A 20,615-nucleotide genomic window follows, 5' to 3' on the forward strand; every position below is an offset into this window, starting at 1 on the left:
CGGCCTTGCAACTCCCCCTCCCGCCGCTTGACAAGGAGGGCGTTTCGGCCCGGAAGTGATCCCGGCCGGCGCGCTTCGCGCCTGTCCAAGAAGGCGAGATCCACGATGGAAATGCTCAACAACCACTGCGGCATCACGCGCGATGCGCGCGGCGTCGTTCATGTCGCGATCTGTAACGCCGGCTCGCTGAATATCCTGGGCTCGCCCATGACCGACGCGGTGCGCGAAGGTTTGCAAAGGCTCACCACCGACCGCAGCATCCGCGCCGTGGTGCTGCGCGGCCAGAGCGAGAAGAGCATGATCGGCGGCGCCGACATCAAGGAGATGGCCAGGCTCGACCAGAAATCCGCAGAAGCGTTCATCAGCCGCCTGCGCGATCTCTGCGAGGCCGTGCGCCAGTTCCCTGCCCCGGTGATCGCGCGCATGCCCGGCTGGTGCCTCGGCGGCGGGCTCGAAGTGGCGGCGGCCTGCGACTTCCGCATCGCCGCGCACGATGCCCATTTCGGCATGCCGGAGGTCCGCGTCGGCATCCCCTCGGTAATCCATGCCGCATTGTTGCCGCGCCTGATCGGCTGGGCCCGCGCGCGATGGCTGGTGATGACGGCCGAAAACATCGACGCAGCCACCGCGCTCGCCTGGGGGCTGGTCGACAAGGTCGCGCCGGAGGGCGGGCTGGATGCGGAGATCGAACACCTGGTGAAAGCCTTGCTCGAATGCGGCCCCGAGGCGCTGCGATCGCAGAAGGCGCTGCTGCGGCAGTGGGAGGAATTGCCGCTGACGGAGTCGGTGAACCTCAGCGTGAAGGTGTTCGGCGAGTCGTTTTTGACGGACGAGCCGACACGGTTGATGGGCGCGTTCGTGAACAGGAAGCGGTAGGCGCGAGGAACGAAGGCGCTCCCTCAAAGACGGTGTCATGCCCCGCGAAGGCGGGGCATCCAGTACGCAGCAGCCTCTCGGTTCTAGCCGCATGGCCTCTGGAATACTGGATCGCCCGCTTTCGCGGGCGATGACAGTGTGCCGTAGGTAAGCCTCCCTCGCTCGCACGAGCAAATCTCATCCGACCCACGACATTTTCTCATCCCTCGCGCGGTTGCATTTTTTGCGCCGCATCATATGATGACCATAATCTTACACATCATCGCCAGGGAGCCCCATTATGGCCGAAGCCGCCGATCCCGTCGTCATCGTCTCCGCCGCCCGCACGCCGCTCGGCCGATTCATGGGCGAATTGTCGCCACTCCCCGCACACAAGCTCGGCTCGTACGTGATCGGGGCGGCGCTGGAGCGCGCAAAACTCGCGCCTGAGAAAGTCGACGAGGTCTTCATGGGCTGCGTGCTGCCGGCAGGACAAGGCCAGGCGCCAGCGCGGCAAGCGGCGCGCGCGGCCAGGCTTCCCGATGCCACCGGCGCCACCACGGTGAACAAGGTCTGCGGCTCCGGCATGAAGGCGACCATGCTGGCGCACGACATCATCCGCGCCGGCTCGGCCGAGATCGTCGTCTCCGGCGGCATGGAGAGCATGAGCAACGCGCCCTATCTGCTCGCCAAGGCGCGCGGCGGCTATCGTGTCGGCCACGACCGCATCATCGACCACATGATGATGGACGGCCTTGAGGACGCCTACGAGACCGGCCGCTCCATGGGCGATTTCGGCGAAGCGACTGCGGAAGCCTATCAGTTCACCCGCAAGGACCAGGACGCCTATGCGATGGAGACGCTGAGCCGCGCGCGCAAGGCGGTCGAGGGCGGCGCGTTCAAGGCGGAGATCGCGCCGATCACGCTGACCGAGAAGGCGGGTCCCCGCATCATCGCCAACGACGAGCATCCGCTGAAGGTTGACCCCGCAAAGATCCCCGGGCTGAAGCCGGCGTTCCGCGCCAACGGCACGATCACGCCGGCGGCCTCCTCGGCCAATGCCGACGGTGCCGCCGCGCTAGTGCTGACGAAGCGCTCGCTTGCCGATCGGAGCGGCCTGCCTGTTCTCGCCGAGATCAAGGGCCATGCCACCCACAGCCAGGAGCCGCAATGGTTCACCACGGCACCGATCCCGGCGATCCGCAAGCTGCTGGACAAGGTCGGCTGGAGCGCGGGCGACGTCGACCTGTTCGAGATCAACGAGGCTTTTGCCGTGGTGGCGATGGCGGCGCAGCGCGATCTCGGCATCGCCAGAGAGAAGCTGAACGTCAATGGCGGCGCCTGCGCGCTCGGCCATCCCATCGGCGCCACGGGCGCGCGGCTGATCGTGACGCTGCTGCATGCGCTGGAGGCGCAAAACCTCAAGCGCGGCATCGCGGCGCTCTGCATCGGCGGCGGCGAAGCCACCGCGATCGCGGTGGAGCGCCAGACGCATTAGCGCCAATGTCCGAAATTGAGGGAAGTCTGGCATTTCAGACTTCCCTCAACTGTGTCAGATTGCAACGATGGCGCGGGTCCTTGAGGCTCGCCAACAACATTGAGGCCCAATGATCTCGAACTGGCTCGCGGCAGCGCTTTCCCGCCGCAATATCCACTACGGCTGGGTGATGGTCGGCGTGACCTTCCTTGCCGCGCTGATCAGCGCCGGCACGGTCGGCGCGCCCGGCGTGTTCATCGTTCCGCTGCAGAAGGAGTTCGGCTGGAGCACGGCGCAGATCTCCTCCGCGCTGTCGATCCGCTTCATCCTGTTCGGGCTGATGGCGCCGTTCGCCGCCGCCCTGCTCAACCGCTACGGCCTGCGCAACGTCACGCTGACGGCGCAGCTCATCGTCGTCTCGGCACTGGTGCTCTCGCTCGGCATGACCGAGATCTGGCAGCTCATCGCGCTGTGGGGCGTCGTGATCGGCATCGGCACCGGCATGACCGCGCTGGTGTTGGGCGCGACCATCGCGACGCGCTGGTTCGCAGCACGCCGCGGCCTCGTGGTCGGCATCATGACCGCGAGCGTCGCCACCGGCCAGCTCGTGTTCCTGCCGCTGCTCGCAAGCCTGACCGAACGCTTCGGCTGGCGCCTCGCGCTCGGCTTCGTCTGCATCATGCTCGGCGCTTCGGCGCTGGCCGTCCTGCTCGTGATGCGCGACCGGCCGAGCGACGTCGGCCTGCGCCCGTTCGGCGACGATGGCACCGAGCCCCTGCCCGCACCGCCCGTGAGCCACGGCTCGATCACGGCGGTGGCGCTCGGCACGCTGCGCGACGCCTCGAAGTCAACCGCGTTCTGGATCCTGTTTGCAACCTTTTTCGTCTGCGGCGCCTCCACCAACGGCCTCGTGCAGGTGCACCTGATTCCGATGTGCCTCGATTTCGGCATCCCGCAGGTCCAGGCGGCAAGCCTGCTTGCCGCGATGGGCATCTTCGATTTCTTCGGCACCATCATGTCGGGCTGGCTGTCGGACCGCTACGACAACCGCTGGCTCTTGTTCTGGTACTACGGCCTGCGCGGGCTCTCGCTGATCTTCCTGCCCTTCAGCGATTTCTCATTCTATGGGCTGTCGATCTTCGCGATGTTCTACGGCCTCGACTGGATCGCGACCGTGCCGCCGACGGTGCGCCTGACCGCGCAGAAATTCGGGCCAGAGCGCGCCAATCTGGTGTTCGGCTGGATTTTTGCCGGCCATCAACTCGGCGCGGGCACCGCGGCGTTCGGCGCCGGCTTCTCGCGGACGGTCTATCAGAGCTATCTGCCCGCCTTCTTCATTGCGGGGGCGCTCTGCGTGTTCGCCGCGCTGATCGTGCTGGCGCTGTCGCGGCAGCCGAAGGTCGAGCCGAAGCCGGCGATGGCCTAATACCTGATCGTGGTGGTGACGCCGAACACTGCGGCGTCACCGATCCGCGAGGTTCCGGTCGGATCGTTCGGATTCGGGACGCCGCCGGACGGGCGAAACACATACTGGAAGTAAGGCGCGATCAGCCAGCCCGGCTTGATGTGCGCCTCGTAGATCATCTCGAGCAGCGTCTCGTCGCTGCGCACCGGCCCCTGCACGCCGGTGTAGACATTCGTATCGACGTCGAGATGACGCGCGGTGTTCGAGATCCGCATATAGGCCATCGCCACGCCGAAGCGGTCGAGCGGACGTCCGGGCGTGAAGCCGACGAAGCCGATGCCGCCGTCCAGATAAAGGTCGATCAGATTGCGGTCCGGCGGGCTGTAGGCGATGCGGCCGAACGCCGTGATGCCCGGGAGCGAGGCCGAGGTGCTGTTCTCCTTCACCTGCGGCGGGCGGTAGAGCACCTGCTCGATCACCGCGAAGATGCCGTAGTTGCCACGAAGCTTTGCCGGGATGCCGCTTCCCGAGGGATCGGCGATCGATTGCCCCTCCGCGGTAAAACGCTGGCTGTCGAACGAGCCATAATGCTTCCAGGCGCCCGGGGTGAAATTGCCGGCGAGCGGACGACCGCCAAAGTCGATGTCGTAGTTGAAGCGGACCTGCCCGATCAGCCAGGGCGGATCGTTGACGCGAAAGGCGAGGCCGTGATGGTCGCGAATCTGCGGGTCCTGATCGCCCGGACCCGAGGGATCACCGTTGAACACTGCACCATAGGCGGTGATCTGGTCTGACAGCGCCGCCTTGATGCGGATGCCGGGCACCGCGATCGGCGGCGCCGGGCCGCCGGCCGGAAGATTGCTCGCCTTGATCGCGGGCCAGCCGAAGGTGCCGTTGATGAAGAGGTCATCGGTCTGGCTGTCGAAGAACTCGACGTCGGCGGCCTGCTGACCGGCCCTGATGTTCAGGCGATCGCCAAAGAAGCTCTGCTCGAAATAGGCGTTGTAGAGCCGCTGGTCGGGCAGCGCCTCGATCTCGCTGATGGTGGCGAGGTTTTGCACGTAGTTGCGGGAGAGCCCCTGGCCGTAGATCACGAAGCCATTGGCGTAGAAGCGGCCGCCGGTCCAGCCGACCAGCTTGTCGAGATCGGCATCGACCGAAAGATCGAGCCGGCCGAAATGGATGGCGCCGCGCTTCACGCCGCCGGAAATGTTGGCGATGTTGTCCGCGATATAGGTGGCGCCGAAATTGAGGCCCTTGTTGGCGAGGCCGTCATGCCATTCGTTGAACCATTTTGGAAACAGCCATTCCGCCGCGCTCTCGTCCTTGGCACCGGCAAGTGCGCTCGTGCTTGCCGCCATGCTGGTCAGCGCGACCGCGGCCGCCAGAGATTTTCGGGTACTCCAACTCACGATCGGCGCGCGCTATTTGAAAATGCCCGTGCGCCGCATGAAGAGATAGGCCGCGCCGACCGAGGAGGCCATCAGCACCGCCGCCCAGAGGAATCCGGTCTCGACGTCGGTGAGCGGCAGGCCCTTGGTGTTCATGCCGAAGATGCCGGTGATCAGCGTCGGCGGCAGCAAGAGCGAGGTCACGATCGAGAGCGTGTGGAGGTGGCGATTGCTCTCCTCCTCGTTCTTGAAGCGCAGCTCCTCCTCGAGCAGGCGGCTGCGCTCGCGCAGCTCGACGATGTCGTGATCGAGCCCGTCGAGCCGCTGCGCCAGCTTGCCGGCGTGGATACGAAGCGCGGGCGAGAGGTGGTCGGTGTTCTTCTGGTCGAGGCGGTGGAACAGCACGCGCAGACCGGTGAGCTGACGATGCAGCCGGACGCAGGTGCGGCGAAGGCGGCCGAGGTTGCGGCGCATCTCGGACTTGGCCTCATCCGCCAAAATGCGTTCCTCGATATCGTCGATCTCCTGGCCGAGCTTGTCGACCATTCGGTCGAGCGTGTCGGCGACCTCGTCAACGATCTTTTCCAGGAGATGGGCGACATTGTCGACGCGATAGCCGCCTTCGAGCACACGCCGCGTCGCGTCCGCCGAGCACAGCGCCTGATGGCGGCCGCTGACCAGGAGCCGCTCGGTCATGGCGAAGCGCAGGAACGCGGTCTCCTCCGTCGCGCTGTCGATCTCGCGGACGAGATCGGAGAACACGCCGTAGACGCAATGATCGATGACGTGGAGCTGCTGGAACGTGTCGTGCGAAAGCAACAGATCGCGCGCCAGCGGCGGCAGGCTGGACGCCGCAATCCATGGACGCACGCGCGCGTCCGTCAGGTTGAAATGCAGCCAGAGGCGGCCGTCATGACTGAACTCGATCGGCCGGTCGATCGGCAGCGCCTCTGCGCTGCCGTCGCTGTGCAGGCGGAACGCCCACACCAGGCCGGGAATGGCGGGGTCAGTGTCCGATATCGCGCTGACAAGCTTCGCCGGCTCAGCCATGGATAGCCCCAACCGTCAACAAATGCCCCGTCGCCGGACGATGGCTGACGGCATCGCCCGGCTCCACGCGGGTACTCAATTACGCCAGTGTTACAGTTTGATGATGGCGCCCTACTCTGCGGCCAGCCCCGTCGCCGCCATTGCTTCGGCTTCCTTGACATAATCGTGCACGACACGGCCGAACGGCAGCGTCAGGTCGGCGATGTAGTGGTGCGCACCGAGGCAGCGGCGGACCGGGAAGTCCGCAACCGGCGCGTTGACGTGCGGCACCAGGTGCAGCCTGCCGGGTCCCATCCAGGAGCCCTTCGGCACGATGTCGACAAGGTTGATCGCGACAAGCTGGCAGACTTCCAGACGACCGTCGACGCCCGGAATCATCTTCAGATTGATTTGCGTCTTCGACAGGGTGGCGCGGGTGAGATCGCCGTTGCCGGCCATGCTCTCGTGCTTGTAGCCCATCGTGCCCATCGCGACGAGCTGGCCGGCATACTCCAGCGTGCCCGTCAGCGTGTCCTTGACGATCTCGAGCTTGGGATGGGCGTACTTCTTGGGAAAACCCCAGATCTCGCGGCCGGCCGCGATCGGCGGATCGTCGTCCAGGTACATCTGCGAGACGAAGTTGACCTCCTCGCCGTCGAGGCGCGCGGGGATGACGAGGCCGGATTCGGTGTAGCTGCCGAAGCCGGAGGAGTCCGGCATCTTGATCCATTCGTAGTGAACGATGGGCTGGTCGATCGGCTCCAGCGGCTCAGGCAGGCCGGCGCGGATCAGGTCCGGGTCGGTCTCGTAGGTGATGACGAGGAATTCGCGGTTTACGAAGCGGTAGGGCCCGGCCGGATAGCTCGGCCCGGCGGCCGGCATGGACGGAAGTCTCAGCACATCTTCCCTGCGCATCGCTGGTCTCCTGATGTCTGTGATGCCCGCCCGGCAGCGTCAGGCGGTGATGCAAATTGCTAGCCGCACTCGTTGACTGCGATGTGAAGGATTTCCGTCAGGCCCACGACCGCCGGCATTCCCGTTCCGGTTGACGCGCATGCAGGCGATGCATCGGCGCCGAAATTGTCATCACGCCGTCACCGCAGGACGCAATCGTTGTAGACACGCAGGAGGCATCACCATGGACGCCCGCACATCGGAGCCGACCTACTCAACGCATCAGCCTCCCTCACGCGGCTGGCGCCCCGAGCGCTGCGACCGCGTCGCGCTGGTGCTGCAGGGCGGTGGTGCCCTCGGCGCCTACCAGGCCGGCGTTTACCAGGCGCTGCACGAGGCCGGCATCGAGCCCGACTGGGTCTGCGGCGTCTCGATCGGCGCCATCAACTCCGCCATCATCGCCGGCAACCGGCCGGAGCAACGGCTGGAGGCGCTGCGCATCTTCTGGGAGCGCATCACCAACCGCAAGATCTGGCACTACACGCCCGACGGCGACGTCTTCCGCCAGTGGCGCAACCTCACCAGCGCGTGGATGACCTCCACCCTCGGCCAGCCCGGCTTCTTCACGCCCAATCAGGTCAACCCCTGGTTCAGCCCGGTCGGCGCCAAGACCGCCACCAGCTATTACGACACGATGCCGCTGAAGGAGAGCCTGCGCGAGCTCGTCGACTTCGACCTCATCAACGAGAAGAAGGTCCGCTTCGCCGTCGGCGCGGTCAACGTGCTCTCGGGCAACTTCATCTATTTCGACAACGCCCATGACGAGATCGGTCCGGAGCACATCATGGCATCGGGCGCCCTGCCCCCGGCGCTGCCGATGGTGCGGATCGGTACCGATCATTTCTGGGACGGCGGAATCGTCTCCAACACGCCGCTGCAGCACCTGCTCGACCAGGAGGACGCGCTCAATTCGCTGGTATTTCAGGTCGACCTGTTCAGCGCCCGCGGCGTGCTGCCGCGCTCGATCCAGGACGTTATGGCCCGCCACAAGGACATCATGTATTCCTCGCGCACGCGGCACAACACCGACGTCTACCGCCGCACGCACAACCTCAAGGTCCTGCTCTACAAGGCGCTGGCGAAGCTGCCGGACGAACAGCTCTCCGAGGAGGAGCGCCAGCTGAAAGCGAGCCTGCGCAACATGCCGGAGATCGCGATCCTGCATCTGATCTACCAGCAGAAGGCCTATGAGGGCGACGCCAAGGATCACGAATTCTCGGGCACGTCGATGCGCGAGCACTGGACGAGCGGCTTTGAGGACACCAAGCGCACCCTGAAGCGCCGCGACTGGATCAAGATGCCGGACGAAGGCATGGGCCTCGTGGTGCACGACGTGCACCGGGAGACGGAGAGCGCCTAGCGCGCTTCGCGGGGCGCTCAAATATAAAAGTGCGAAAACAACCCCATGCACAGTAGACTGGGCGTGGCGGATCAATGACTTGGCGAGTCCGCCAGGTCATTTGACCCGTCGGGCAAAACAGGGGCATAATGCGACTATTCCGAATCCCTCCTCCGCCATTCCCGCAGAAGAGCGTGATCGGGCTGGCGCCGCCGTGCGCGACGCCTTAGCAGCTCTTCTGCTGCAAGTGCTGGATGCAGGTGCAGGTCGTCGACGTCGACCAATACTTCACGTCGTAGTACGGAAAGCTCGACGAGGTTGGGCTGTTCGTCGAGCAGCGCGGGAACAGGTAGTAGCTGTCGCTCAGCTTCACGGTGCCGGCGATGGTGTAGCCAAGGTTCGTCGTGTAATTATAGCTCACCTCGCTCAGAATGAGCGAGATGTTCTTATTGCTGGGATTGTTCGGGTCAGGTGCGGTGAACGAGGACAAGGTCATCGGGTCCCCCTTCTTTCTCGCCGCCGACGTATTGGTCGACTCGCTCCATTGCACGGTCGCGTTTCCACTGCCGTCGGTGGAGACTTGAGACACCGTGATCGTAATCAGCGAAGCCCCGCTGGAATCCTTGACGGCATAAGGCGCCATGATCGCCTGCGCCGAGCCGAGAATGGCTTGCATGCGGGCCGTGCTGAGCGACGTGTTCTGCGTGACCATGTCGGCGACACTGTGCGCGGTGGCGCTGACCTTGACGTTCATCGCCAGCCCGTTGCCGAGCTCGACGCCGCCGACGTAGAGCACCAGCATGAACGGCGCTACGATGGCGAACTCCGTCGCGGCAACAGCGCGGTCGTCGGCTAGCAGGCGCCGAGCGCGAGACGACAAGGCGGCGATCATCAGGAAGCTCCTGGCTCGTTCTGGAACGCGGCCGATGACATGAGCAGCCGGTTGCCGGTCGAAAGGTTCGAGAGGTTGAAACCGAGCGGCCCCAGCATGACGGGCCATACGTACATCACCCGGAGAACGACGATGTCGCCGGCATCACCCGGACTGTATTGCCAGGTGTTCGTGACGGCTCCCGAAGCGTTGAAGGTCAAGGTCGGCATGGCGGTGTTGGCGCCGGACCACGAGTTGGCCACCTGCAGGTCGACCATCAGACCACTGCAGGTGAACAGGATCGAGATCTGATCGCAGACCTTCTGCTTGAAGGCGGCCTGGGTCATCTGCGCGGACTGCACCTGCCCGGTCATGACCAGGCGCGCCGACTGACGCGCGATGTTTTCGAGCAGCTGTTGGGCAAAGAAGACGAGGAAGGTCTGAAGGAGCGCGATGATGAGGGCGAGGAACGGCGCGGCCACGAGCGCGAATTCGACGGCCGTGGCGCCCCTGCTGTCCCGCGCGAAAGCAGCGCAGCGATTGCGGCGTCTCTTGGTTGTTGCAACGTCCGGACCGGTCATAACGCTTCCCTACTGCACCAGGCTGGCCGTGCTGGACGCGACCTTGATGAAGAGGTCCGTCAAGGCCGCGGAAATATCGCCGCCGGTCTGAACACTTTTATAGAAACCAGGCGAGGCGCATGCCTGGAGGTTTTGCGCAATCTTGCCGGTTGAGGAAGTAGGCTGGTCGTACTTGTCGATCCAGGTCATGTACCAGTTATCCGTTTTCTGGATACCGGTGGCGGGATCGGCAATGAGCTGCAGATACTCGGTATAGAGGACGGCGATCTTGATGCCCCGGTTCTTGATGGTCGTGCACATCGTCGTGTCGAGCGGTTGCTGGCATCGACTGTTGGAGGCGAAGCTCGCGTTGGGGCAAGTCGCGGAGATCTTGTCTTCGACGCCGTCGGTGACGAGGAACACCACTTCCTGCGGCGTATCTCCCGACGCGTTACTGCCAAGCCCGGGAGTGGGCATGATGTCGTTGATGCTTTTGAGCGTGCCGGCGATATCTGTGCCGTTGTCGGTCTTGCAGTTGGTTGTCGGAACGACGCAGTTCTGGTAGGCGACCGGCATCAGCGAGATGTTGTTGACCTGGGCTCCGGCAAGGCTCGGGGTGGTCAGCTTGGCCAGTTCGTTCAAAGTCAGGTCGAAGGTATAGAGCGCTGCTTTGTAGGTGGTGTTGTTCAAGGCCGCCATGCACTGCATGACGCCGCCCGAAATACCCGACTGCGGGCAGTTCGACCACGTATTGAGCAACTGGTTGACGGCACTCGTCACGAGATCGATCCGCAATTTGATATTGTAGGATCGTGCGATCGCGAGGTTGTCCATGGTCCCGCCGTCGTGAGCGATATTGGTTTGATGACAGGCGAAGCCGCAGTTCTGCGAGGGCTTCGCTGTCTGGTACGCGGGGGCAGTGTACTTGATGAGATTGCTGATGTCGCCCGTGGTCGCGCCGATGCCCATGGACGGCGAGTCGTCCATCAGCAGATAGAAATTCATGTTGGGCGCGCTGGACGCCTTCGCCGTCGCCGAACCGCCGATCTGCCAGGTCTGCTTGCCGAGCACGCCGGGGAAATTGTTGACCGAGTCCGCCGTGTAGGACACCGTGATGCTGCGCGAGAGCCCGGAATCGGTGACCGTGATCGTCGGCGTAGGCACCGCCGACAGACCGGAAAGATTGGCCTTCGCTGCGAACACGGCTGCTGCGGTCGCCTTGACGACCGTGGCGTCGCTTTGAGTCAACATCGCCGGCCGCACGGCTGCAATCGCGGCCGCGTCGGCGGCCGCGTTCAATTGCTCGCGCTTGCGCAAGGCCAGCGTGTAATCCAGCGTCATGCCCAGGAGAAAGATGATCGGAACCATCATCAGGGCGAAGATGATGGCGACATTGGCCTTCCGGTCTCTGGCGAAACCAAGCACTGCGCGGCGGAGCATTGCCCTTAACCCTGATTGCCGTCGTTGCGGCAGCGACACATCCCTGAACTGGTGAGATCGGGGCGGAATAAGGGGTTTTCAGCCCATTCCACGCCTGATCACGGGCGGACTATGAGGATGGGCTTCTTAATCAACGCTTACGGGCAATCCAGAAACATGGACCGCAACAAATTGAGATGTGTCTTATTGAGAGGGCATCATTAACGCCAATTAAACAGGTTCCCGGAGATTGCAGCGATGGCGTGCAGGGACGCGTAATACGGACGGCCCCCGGTCGCCGGGCGACTTCGAGGCGCGCATCAAGGACATGGCGGTATGGGGGCGCCGGACGTGCCCCAATTGATTGTGTGCCGAAACGCGAGGCGCCTCCGCGCAGGCGGAGATCGAGGTCACTTCACTTCCTTGTTCAATTCGATTGCGACCTCCGACATCCAGGAGCCCGGAGCTTCCATCAGGAAGGACTGATGCGTGGCCTTGGTCTGGATCGTCACCAGCGCGGCCACCGTGTTTCCTTCAATCCGGGCCTCGATCAGGCCATCCTTGTTCGTGCCGTAGACCTTGCCGCCCTGGCGGTACTCGCTTTCGAACCAGTTTCCCGAAAGCTCCGTCCCGCTCTGCTCGATGTTGGCGGACAGGGCCATCTTGTACGCATCGCTCGCGCAGCGCAGGTCCAGTGTCAGCGACCGTCCGGGCCGCGTGACGTTGTACGCCACCTTGCAGCGAACCTTTTCACGCGGGCCGTCCGACGGCTTCATGGTGCCGGTGCCCGACCATGCGCCGGCCAGGCTGTCGAACACCTGCTCTGCCTGCAACGGGCTCGCGCCGACGAGCAAAAAGCAAATTACGCCGACACCCACGCGCGTCGCCCAGAACTTCAATGACATCTGTAAATCCCGATTCGTAAAGTCTTGTCGCAAAGTCTTGGCTCGTCCTAGACCCGGACAGCCGCAGCAAGTTGACGAAGATGTTTACAGATGTTGCGGAGATTGCCTGAACGTTGCCGCCCTGAGGATCAAGCTCGGCTTTACGAACCCGTCATTGCGAGCGCAGCGAAGCAATCCAGAATCTTTCCGCGGAGGGACTCTGGATTGCTTCGCTACATTCGCAATGACGGTGGTGTTCGCTGCGACAGGCCGGGCCTTACGGCCTGATCGAAAAATTCTCCGGCGGGCCGGCCTTGCGCAGCGGCTCGGCGAGACGTGCGAATTCGCACAGCAGCGAGCGCGTCTTCCGGGGATCGATGATCTCCTCGACCCAGAATTTCTCGGCCGAGCGGAACGGCGAGCGCAGCTTGTTCAGCCGCTCCTCGATCTCCTTCAGTTTTGCGCCCTTGTCCTCGGCGGCATCGATGTCGGCGCGGTAGGCCGCTTCAATGCCGCCCTCGAGCGGCAGCGAGCCCCAATAGGCCGACGGCCAGGCGTAGCGGATCGAGAAGCGGTCGGCCGGCTGATGCACGACACCGGCGACGCCGAAGGCATTGCGCAGGATCACGGTGCACCAGGGCACCGTGGTCTGGTTGACCGCGGCCATGGCGCGGACGCCGTGACGGATGGTGGCGGCCTTCTCGGCATCGAGGCCGATCATGAAGCCGGGGCAGTCCATGAGATAGACGACCGGCAGATGGAAGGTCTCGGCGAAGTCGACCCAGCGCACCACCTTCTGGCAGGCGTCCGCCGTCCAGGAGCCGCCATAATGAAAGCTGTCGCTGGCCAGCACCAGCACCGCCCGGCCCTCGAGCCGCGCGAGACCGACAATGATCGGCTTGCCGAAGTTCCTGGCGACCTCGAAGAACGAGCCCTTGTCCACGACGGACTCGATGATGGGCCGCATCTTGTAGACCTGCTTGCGGTTGCGCGGCACCGCATTCATCAGCGCATCGTCGCCGCGCTCGGGACTGTCCGCGCAGGGCAAGGTCGGCGGCAGTTCGTAAACCGACGACGGCAGGTATGAGAGGAAGCGCCGCGCGCAGGCAAAGGCCTCTTCTTCGGTGTCGACGGCATGATCGACCGCGCCGGCGCGGGTCTGGATCTCGGCGCCGCCGAGTTCCTCCTTCGAGAGATCCTGCCCGAGCGCCTTCACCACCGGCGGGCCCGCGACGAACATCGCGGACTTCCGCGTCATGATGGAATAGTGGCTGGCGGCAAGCCGCGCAGCGCCTAAGCCCGCAACCGAGCCGAGGCCGAGCGCGACCACGGGCACGCGCGACAAATTCTCCGTCGTGAAGCGGTACCAGCGCGTGCCGCCGATACCTCCAGGCAAATTGGCCGCGCCCTTGGTCTCGATGGTCTTGACCGAGCCGCCGCCGCCGGAGCCTTCGATGATGCGGACGATGGGCAGGCGGAAGTCGTGCGCCATCTCCTCCGCCATCAGCGGCTTTGCCGAGATCGACGCATCCGCCGAGCCGCCGCGCACGGTGAAATCGTCACCGACCACGACGACGGTGCGGCCGTCGACGCGCGCGCGACCGAACACGCAGTTCGCCGGCGTCAATTTCTTCAGATCGCCGCTTGTATCGTACTCACCGATGCCGGACACGGCACCGATCTCGTGAAAGCTGCCCTTGTCGATCAGCTTGTCGATACGCTCCCGAACAGTCAGCCGGCCCTGGTCATGCTGTCGCTTGACCTTGTCAACGCCGCCCATCTTCCGCGCGAAGGCTTCGCGCCGGGCGAGCTCGTCGAGTTCCGGCTTCCAGTTCATTCACTCCCTCCGAGTTGATCGGCTTGTTATTGTTGTGCACGGCCATTGCGACCGGTTTGCGCGAGATGCGGTTGTTGAAGACGTCGCCTTCCGCGCCCTCCATCAGGCTGCCGAGCGAACGGCCGAGCGCGAGCATGAGCGGAGCGACCTCGTCATGCAGACGCTGCTCGTCATACATCGCCGAAAGAAGACCGATCGTGATGACGACGAAGGTCTGATATTGCGGCGACCAGATCGGCACCGCGAGGCCGTTGATATGCGGGCTCCACAGGCCGCAGGCCACGACATAGCCGCGCTCGCGCAGCGACTCCCGGTTGGCCTCGATGCGAGGCTTCAGGATCTTCGCAGCCTCGGGCGCTTCGCGCTCCATCTCCGCGATGAAGGCATCGCCGACTTCCGGCGCCAGCGCTGCGGTGTAGGCCGCGCCCGCCGCCGTCGAGGCCATCGAGATGCGGCTGCCCGTACCCTCGTGCAGGCCGAGCGCAGAGGCCGAGCGCGCGAACTGGAGATAGACGAGATGGAAGCGATCGGGCACGACGAAGCCGACCGTGCCCGGCAGTTGCTCGGCGACTTCCTGAAGCCGCTGCCGGATCATGCTGCGCAGCTGCGCGCCCTTCATCATCGAGGCGCTCATCGCCACCGCGCTCGGGCCGATGCGATATTTCTGATCGCGCGGCAGATAGACGAGCTGGCCCATGCGCGTCAGCGTGTGCGTGAGCCGCGACACCGTAGAGCGCGGCAGGCCGCAGCGATTTGAAATCTCGAGATTGCCGAGCCGCGCCTCGTGGCCCTCGAAGCATCGCAACACATCGAACGCGCGCGACACCACCTGGATGACATCACCCTCACCGGCTTCGCCAGCGAGCGCACCTTGCCTACTCAACCGCTCCGAACGTCGTCCCATGATCCCTACCGTTTGTTCCGCTCTGCGGAATTAAATTCCACTTGCAGACGACGCTACCTCAGGCATTTTGCGACGACAACAAAAAGGCGATGGCATGCCAGAAATAAAGATCGTCACCGAAGTCGCGGGGCGCATCTGCGCAACTCCCGTGCAAGTTGGAGGAACCGTTGCGGATGGTGACGACGTTGTGGTCGTCGAAGCGATGAAGATGGAGATCCCGGTGCCCTCGCCCGCCAGCGGAACGATCACATCGCTTCTGGTGAAGCTCGACGATCTCGTCGCCGAGGGACAGGCGATCGCGACCGTCGCGAACTGACTGCGTTATCCCAGGTTTCCGCGACAATCTGTCAGTCGTATTCCTACATGCGCGGTACGGCGTTGCTATCGTCCGATACGGATGACATGATCCGATTCAAACAAAATCTTGTTTCAAACAAAGAAAGAAAATCCTCGCGGCAAAGCGCGGATCCTTGGAGGGAAAAACATGTTTCGTGGGCTGCTCATGCTCGCGCCTGCCTTGGTGGCGGGCATTTCTTTTGCGTCTACACGCTATGCATTCGCCGAAGATATCAAGCTGCCGGCGACATTGACGTTCACTGCCTATGACACCGGCACCGCCGGCTTCAATATCGCGGTCGGCGTCGGCAAGATGATGAAGGACAAGTACAGCACCGACGTGCGTGTGCTGCCGGCCGGCAACGACGTCGCCCGCCTCGCGCCGCTACGCGCCAAGCGCGCGGCCTCCGCGGCGATGGGATCGGGCACCTATTTCGCGCAGGAAGGCGTGTTCGAGTTCGGCTCCAAGGAATGGGGACCGCAGCCGCTCCAGATCATGCTCTCGACGGTCGATTGCAATTGCGGTTCGCTTGGCGTCGCTGCCGACACCGGCGTGAAAGAACTGAAAGACCTGAAAGGCAAGCGCGTCGGCTTCGTGGTCGGCTCGCCCGCGCTGAACCAGAACTCGCTCGCGGTGCTCGCCTTCGCCGGCTTGACGCAGAAGGACGTCAAGGCGGTCGAGTTCGCAAGCTACGGCGCGATGTGGAAAGGGCTGATCAACAACGACGTCGATGCCGCCTTCGGCACCACCATCACCGGCCCCGCCAAGGAAGCCGAGACCTCGCCGCGCGGCCTGATCTGGCCGCCGCTGCCCGCCAAGGACAAGGAGGGCTGGGCGCGGATGCAGAAGGTCGGCTCGTTCTTCTTTCCGCAGGTCGCGACCTGCGGCGCCGGCATCTCGCCGGAGAAGCCGGTCGAGCTCGGCAACTACCCCTACCCGATCTTCGTCGCCTATGCCTCGCAACCGGCCGACCAGGTCTACGCCATCACCAAGGCGATGATCGTCAATTACGACGCCTACAAGGACTCCGCGCCCGGCGCCGGCGGCCTTGCCGCCGATCGCCAGACCAAGAACTGGGTGGTGCCGGTGCATCCCGGCGCCGTGAAGGCGCTGAAGGAAGCCGGGCAATGGAGCGACGCGCAGGACGCCCACAACAACAAGCTGATCAAGCGTCAGGAAGTGCTCGCCGCGGCCTGGACCGAATACGGCAAGTCCAATCCGCCGTCGGATGAGAAGGCTTTCTTGGACGGCTGGATGAAGGCCCGCGCCGCGGCGCTGGCCAAGGCCGACATGCCGAACGGGTTCGAGGAATAGTCCACCAGCTGTTACCAGCCCACGCGCGGGGTCGATAATGTCTTCTGCTTCCACCTCCACCGGCCCGAAGGACGAGGCCAAGCGGATCGTGTTCGACGATCCGCACGGCGCGGCCGGCAACATGCAGGAGGCGGAGGTGACGCGCGTGCGCGCGTTGCGCGGCTCGTGGCGCTGGACGCTGATCGCTGCGACCGCAGCGACCATCCTGCTCTGCATCAACCAGCAATTCTCGCTGCGCTTCTTCGTCGGCTACACCCAGCTCAACACGGAGTATTTCTATCTCCTGATCGCGTTGATGCTGCCGTTCACGTTCCTGATCTTTCCGGGCACGGAGCGCGCGCCGCTCGACCGCATTCCCTGGTATGACCTCGTCTTCTTCGTCGTGACATTCGCGGCGGCATTGCTGCTGATGTCGAACGTGCGCAAGGCGGCGGAGGCCGGCTGGGAATTCGGCGGCGCGCCCAACACCGTGATTGCGGCAGGCCTCGTGATGTGGGTGATGCTGATGGAGGCGCTGCGCCGCACCGGCGGCTGGAGCCTGCTGCTGAGCGTGCTCCCCTTCACCGTCTACCCGCTGTTCGCCGAAACCGGCTGGCTCGGGCCGTTCCGCGGCACCCAGTCGACGCTGGAACAGGCGACCGCCTATCACGTGCTCTCGGGCGAGAGCCTGCTCGGCATTCCCATCCAGGCCTTCGCCGACACCGTGATCGGCTTCCTGGTGTTCGGCACCGCGCTGATGATGACGGGCGCCGGAAAATTCTTCATCAACCTCGCCTTCGCGCTGTGCGGCACCTTCCGCGGCGGCGCGGCCAAAGTCTGCATCTTCGCCAGCGGGCTGCTCGGCATGATGTCGGGCTCGATCATCTCCAACGTGCTGACCGCCGGCACCATGACCATTCCGGTCATGAAGAAGAGCGGCTTCCGCGCCTCCTATGCCGGCGCGATCGAGGCCTGCGCCTCGACCGGCGCGGTGCTGGCGCCGCCGGTGATGGGCGCGACCGCCTTCGTCATCGCGCAGTTCCTCAATGTCAGCTACGCCGACGTCGCGGTTGCCGCGATCATTCCAGCCGCGCTCTATTATGTCGGCCTGTTCATGCAGGTCGATGCCTATGCTGCGCGCCACAAGCTGATGGGCATTCCGCGCTCCGAACTGCCGCGCATCATGGATACGATCAAGGACGGCTGGTACTACGTCTTTGTCATCGCGCTTCTGATCGTGATGCTGCTCTACTTCAAGCGCGAGAGCCATGCACCGTTCTACGCCACAGCGCTGCTGCTGGTGCTCAACCAGCTCTTCTCCAAGGACACGCGCTGGACGCTGGGCACAATCGGCAAGTTCCTGGAGGTCAACGGGCGCACCTTCGTCGAGCTGGTCGGCATCCTCGCCGGCTGCGGCCTGCTGATCGGCGCGTTCTCGATGACCGGCGTTGTCTCGAGTCTCGCCAACGACCTCCTGCACATCGCCGGCGACAATCCGTTCCTGCTGCTCGGCATGTGCGCGCTCACCAGTCTCATTCTCGGCCTCGGGCTGACGACGACGGCCTGCTACATCTTCCTCGCCATTCTGGTCGCGCCCGCGCTGGAGAAGCTCGGGCTCAACCGCATGGCCGTGCACATGTTCATCTTCTACTGGGGCATGCTGTCGTCGATCACTCCGCCGGTCGCGATCGCCTCCTTCGCGGCGGCCGGCATCGCCGGTTCGCCGGCGATGAAGACGGGATGGGAATCGATGTGGGTCGGCAGCATCATCTATTTCATCCCGTTCTTCTTCGTGCTCAATCCGGCGCTGGTGCTGCAGGGATCGAGCCCTTATCTCGCCGGCCTCGGCCTGATGGGGCTCGCTGCGTTCGGCACGCTGTTCATCTGCGGCGGCATCCAGGGCTACCAGCCTTTCGTCGGGGACTTGCGCGGCACCGGCGCGCTGGAATGGCCGATCCGCGTGCTGCTGGTGATCGGCGGCTTCGTGGTGGCCACCCCGGGCGGCGGGATCATGCCGTTGTCGCAGATGCAGGTGACGCTGCTTGGCCTTGCCATCCTCGCGCCCACGGTCTTGATCGCCCTGCTGCTGGTCCGGCGGCAGGCCATGGTGCCTGACGGGTTGCGTGCGCCCTGATTGCGTTGCACAAGAGAGGCGATGAAACCGCAATCGCCTCTCGCCACCGCCTGGACGCGTTCGAAACCGCCTTTGCTGCGGTTTCTGGACAATTGTCTCAGCGAATTCTCGGCCGAAACGTCAGGCCATGTGGCCGATTACATTCCCGAACTCGGCAAGGCTGACCCTGCCTATTTCGGCATCAGCCTCGCCACACTGGATGGTCATGTCTATGAAGTCGGCGACAGCCGGGTGCCCTTCACCATCCAGTCGATGTCAAAGCCGTTCGTGTTCGCGCTGGCACTGGACCTGCTGGGCGCGAGCAAGGTCGAGAGCGCAATCGGCGTCGAGCCGTCGGGCGATCCCTTCAACTCGATCCGGCTCAATTCCGACAACCATCCGTTCAACCCGATGGTCAATGCCGGCGCGATCGCCTGCACCGGCCTGATCTACGACAGCAAGGGCACGGAGGCCTTCGAGCAGATCCGGCTCGCCCTCAGCCGTTTTGCCGGCCGCGATCTCGCCGTGGATGAAGCGGTCTACAACTCGGAGAGCCAGACCGGCGACCGCAACCGCGCCATCGGCTATCTGCTCAAGACCAACGCCGTGATCTCCGACAACGTCGCCGCCGTGCTCGACGTCTATTTCCGGCAATGCGCGGTGCTGGTCACCGCGCGCGACATCGCGGTGATGGCGGCAACCCTCGCCAATCGCGGCGTCAATCCGGTGACCGGCGAGCAGGTGATGACGCCGTACGCGATCTCGCGCACGCTGTCGGTGATGACGTCGTCGGGCATGTACGACTATGCCGGCGAATGGATCTACCGGATCGGCATCCCCGCCAAGAGCGGCGTCGGCGGCGGCATTCTGGCCTCGCTCCCTGCCCGCCTCGGCCTCGGCAGCTATTCGCCGAAGCTCGACAAGCACGGCAACAGCGTGCGCGGCATCAAGGTCTGCGAGGCGCTGTCCTCGCACTACGATCTGCACATGCTCAATCGCAGCGACGACGCGCGCAACGCGGTTATTGCTGACTACGACATCGGCAAGAGCCCGTCCCGACGCGTGCGCCGGCCCCAGGAGCGCGAGATCCTCGCGGCGCACGAGCAGGAGGTGCGGATCATCGAGCTGGTCGGCACGCTGTCGCTGTCGGCGGTCGACTATGTCTCGCGCCGGCTTGCGGGGCGGCCGCGGCCGCAATTCGTGATCTTCGACCTCCACCGCGTGACCTCGACCACGCGCGCCGGCGCACGGCTCGTCGCCGAAGCATTCGAGGATCTGGCGGCGCTGAATGTGACGGTCGTGCTATCCGGCGTCAGGCGTGCCTCCAAGGAGTGGAACAGCTTGCGGGAATGGACGGCGGAGCTGAAGAACGTGCGCGACTTCTACCTGCTCGACACCGCGATCGAATGGGCCGAAGACCAGATCGTGTACCGCTATGGCGGCTCGATCGACTTTCATGAGACCACCGAGCTGGCCGAACAGCCGCTGCTCGAGGGCCTCAGCACGGAAGAGCTGGCCGAGCTCGGCGCAATCTGCACCGTCAGGACCTATCAGTCCGGCGCAAAAATCCTCACCACCGGCGATCCCGCCGACGCTCTGTTCTTCCTGCGCAGCGGCGCTGTGCATGTCACGCTGCCCGACGGCGTCAGGTTGGCAACGCTCACCGCCGGCATGGCGTTCGGCGAGATGGCGCTGATCGAAACCACCCGCTCGGCGGACGTCTTCGCCGACATGGCGGCGACGGCGTTCGAAGTGCCGCTGAAGGACTTTGAGCGTTTCCGCGAGCAGCACCCACGCGCCAGCGAGTGCATCATGCGCAACCTCGCGCGGCTGCTGGCCGACCGCCTGATCGTCGCCAATGCCAAGGTGGATATTCTGACGTCGACGTAGTGAGCTGAGCGAGGCTCTTCACCTCTCCCCGTCGGGGAGAGGTGATCCGGGTCTCCG

Annotated in this window: 17 protein-coding genes; 8 read left to right on the top strand and 9 right to left on the bottom strand. The window is 64.3% G+C overall.

All coding sequences use genetic code 11. From position 1 onward, the window contains the following. The first annotated feature begins 105 nt into the window (after positions 1-105). The 3 genes from QA649_RS27605 (at position 106) to QA649_RS27615 (ending at position 3,758) form a co-directional block, all read left to right on the top strand. Positions 106-876 (top strand): enoyl-CoA hydratase, encoded by a 771-nt coding sequence (locus QA649_RS27605; protein ID WP_283019956.1) that lies wholly within the window; start codon positions 106-108, stop codon positions 874-876. Positions 877-1,156: 280 nt separating this feature from the next. Beyond that, positions 1,157-2,353, top strand: coding sequence for an acetyl-CoA C-acyltransferase (locus QA649_RS27610; RefSeq protein WP_283019957.1), 1,197 nt, complete (start codon positions 1,157-1,159; stop codon positions 2,351-2,353). Positions 2,354-2,462: 109 nt separating this feature from the next. Further along, entirely contained in the window at positions 2,463-3,758 is a 1,296-nt protein-coding gene (locus QA649_RS27615; protein ID WP_283019958.1) for an MFS transporter, read from the top strand. Here QA649_RS27615 and QA649_RS27620 read toward each other — a convergent pair. From QA649_RS27620 to QA649_RS27630, 3 genes are all read right to left on the bottom strand, one after another. Beyond that, positions 3,755-5,098: a carbohydrate porin gene (locus QA649_RS27620; protein WP_283026110.1), complete on the bottom strand. Its 1,344-nt coding sequence runs from the start codon at positions 5,096-5,098 to the stop codon at positions 3,755-3,757. The two genes, QA649_RS27615 and QA649_RS27620, sit on opposite strands and share 4 nt — an antisense overlap. 63 nt (positions 5,099-5,161) lie before the next feature. Continuing rightward, a complete protein-coding gene (locus tag QA649_RS27625; protein WP_283019959.1) occupies positions 5,162-6,178 on the bottom strand; it encodes a transporter in 1,017 nt (338 codons plus the stop codon). 111 nt (positions 6,179-6,289) lie between these two features. After that, the gene (locus QA649_RS27630) at positions 6,290-7,072 is read right to left on the bottom strand and encodes an acetoacetate decarboxylase (protein ID WP_283019960.1); all 783 of its coding nucleotides are present in this window, start codon (positions 7,070-7,072) and stop codon (positions 6,290-6,292) included. Positions 7,073-7,295: 223 nt separating this feature from the next. On the opposite strand from QA649_RS27630, the gene QA649_RS27635 reads away from it, so the two are divergent. Next, positions 7,296-8,471: a patatin-like phospholipase family protein gene (locus QA649_RS27635; protein WP_283019961.1), complete on the top strand. Its 1,176-nt coding sequence runs from the start codon at positions 7,296-7,298 to the stop codon at positions 8,469-8,471. Between the two features lie 205 nt (positions 8,472-8,676). On the opposite strand, the gene QA649_RS27640 is transcribed toward QA649_RS27635, so the two are convergent. The 6 genes from QA649_RS27640 to QA649_RS27665 all read right to left on the bottom strand — a co-directional run bounded on the left by QA649_RS27640 (position 8,677) and on the right by QA649_RS27665 (position 14,925). Beyond that, positions 8,677-9,342, bottom strand: a complete 666-nt coding sequence (locus QA649_RS27640; RefSeq protein WP_283019962.1) for a TadE/TadG family type IV pilus assembly protein — start codon at positions 9,340-9,342, stop codon at positions 8,677-8,679. Continuing rightward, complete coding sequence (locus QA649_RS27645; protein WP_283019963.1) at positions 9,342-9,902, bottom strand: TadE/TadG family type IV pilus assembly protein; 561 nt, start codon at positions 9,900-9,902, stop codon at positions 9,342-9,344. Before QA649_RS27645 ends, QA649_RS27640 begins: the two co-directional genes overlap by 1 nt. Before the next feature lie 9 nt (positions 9,903-9,911). Continuing rightward, positions 9,912-11,321, bottom strand: coding sequence for a pilus assembly protein TadG-related protein (locus QA649_RS27650; RefSeq protein WP_283019964.1), 1,410 nt, complete (start codon positions 11,319-11,321; stop codon positions 9,912-9,914). Between the two features lie 389 nt (positions 11,322-11,710). After that, complete coding sequence (locus tag QA649_RS27655; RefSeq protein WP_283026111.1) at positions 11,711-12,205, bottom strand: hypothetical protein; 495 nt, start codon at positions 12,203-12,205, stop codon at positions 11,711-11,713. 256 nt (positions 12,206-12,461) lie between these two features. Further along, positions 12,462-14,021: a carboxyl transferase domain-containing protein gene (locus QA649_RS27660; RefSeq protein WP_283019965.1), complete on the bottom strand. Its 1,560-nt coding sequence runs from the start codon at positions 14,019-14,021 to the stop codon at positions 12,462-12,464. Further along, positions 13,951-14,925 carry a helix-turn-helix domain-containing protein gene (locus tag QA649_RS27665; protein WP_283019966.1) on the bottom strand — a complete coding sequence of 325 codons (975 nt, stop codon included), beginning with the start codon at positions 14,923-14,925 and terminating at the stop codon, positions 13,951-13,953. Before QA649_RS27665 ends, QA649_RS27660 begins: the two co-directional genes overlap by 71 nt. 94 nt (positions 14,926-15,019) lie before the next feature. Here QA649_RS27665 and QA649_RS27670 point away from each other — a divergent pair, with 94 nt between their 5' ends. The 4 genes from QA649_RS27670 to glsA all read left to right on the top strand — a co-directional run bounded on the left by QA649_RS27670 (position 15,020) and on the right by glsA (position 20,558). Next, positions 15,020-15,241, top strand: a complete 222-nt coding sequence (locus QA649_RS27670) for an acetyl-CoA carboxylase biotin carboxyl carrier protein subunit (protein WP_283019967.1) — start codon at positions 15,020-15,022, stop codon at positions 15,239-15,241. Positions 15,242-15,409: 168 nt separating this feature from the next. Continuing rightward, positions 15,410-16,576, top strand: coding sequence for a TAXI family TRAP transporter solute-binding subunit (locus tag QA649_RS27675; RefSeq protein ID WP_283019968.1), 1,167 nt, complete (start codon positions 15,410-15,412; stop codon positions 16,574-16,576). A 37-nt stretch (positions 16,577-16,613) separates the two neighbouring features. After that, the gene (locus QA649_RS27680; RefSeq protein ID WP_283019969.1) at positions 16,614-18,689 is read left to right on the top strand and encodes a TRAP transporter permease; all 2,076 of its coding nucleotides are present in this window, start codon (positions 16,614-16,616) and stop codon (positions 18,687-18,689) included. Between the two features lie 21 nt (positions 18,690-18,710). Next, positions 18,711-20,558: a glutaminase A gene (gene glsA, locus QA649_RS27685; protein WP_283019970.1), complete on the top strand. Its 1,848-nt coding sequence runs from the start codon at positions 18,711-18,713 to the stop codon at positions 20,556-20,558. The last annotated feature ends 57 nt before the right edge of the window (positions 20,559-20,615 follow it).

It is taken from the genome of Bradyrhizobium sp. CB1717, assembly GCF_029714325.1.
Lineage (GTDB): Bacteria > Pseudomonadota > Alphaproteobacteria > Rhizobiales > Xanthobacteraceae > Bradyrhizobium.